Genomic DNA, 540 nt, shown 5'->3' on the forward strand with positions numbered 1-540 from the left:
CCAATCAACTTCAGTGAGGCGTCAAATGCTGCCGCCTTTGCGGTGAGCGGGATCTGGACGTCCTGAAGCGTTCGGCAATTCTGGACCGACTGATCCACCATTGTGCGCAGCGATATGCAGTCGATCTGGGCGCTCTTGAGTCGATCGCCCGTGTCGCTTAGCAGCTTGGCCATGGCCTGGTAAACCTGTCGTACAGCCTTGCTCGCTGCCTTCGCTACGGTTGATCCGCACGCAGGGCACGCGCCGTCCTGGCGTTGTCCCACGGGGCCGAACCACCCACAACTGCACGAGCAAAGCGCCTGCCCGGCCAGCGGCAGCGGATTAAGCACGCGGATTGGCTCTTGCTCACCTGGTTGCAAACGGTCTGGGTCGGTGAAACGTGCTGAGTCTGGTGTTTGTCCAGGCATCTGGAATACCTACTGGATGGGGCCTCACGGCCGGATTAAGTGGAGGCGCAGCCCCTCTACAAGCGGGCCGATTTCGATCAACTGGCGAGCTGGTCCCGTTCCCGGGTCAGCTTTGCCAGTTCCTTCTGTTTGC

At 60.7% G+C, this 540-nt stretch carries 1 protein-coding gene; it reads right to left on the reverse strand.

Translation table 11 applies throughout. The annotated features are described in order from the left end of the window. Nucleotides 1–21: 21 nt before the first annotated feature. Entirely contained in the window at nucleotides 22–231 is a 210-nt protein-coding gene (locus tag SB717_RS33460; RefSeq protein WP_410907101.1) for a hypothetical protein, read from the reverse strand. Nucleotides 232–540: the final 309 nt, after the last annotated feature.

It is taken from the genome of Priestia sp. SIMBA_032 (genome assembly GCF_046535215.1).
GTDB classification, from domain to species: Bacteria; Bacillota; Bacilli; order Bacillales; family Bacillaceae_H; genus Priestia; species Priestia aryabhattai.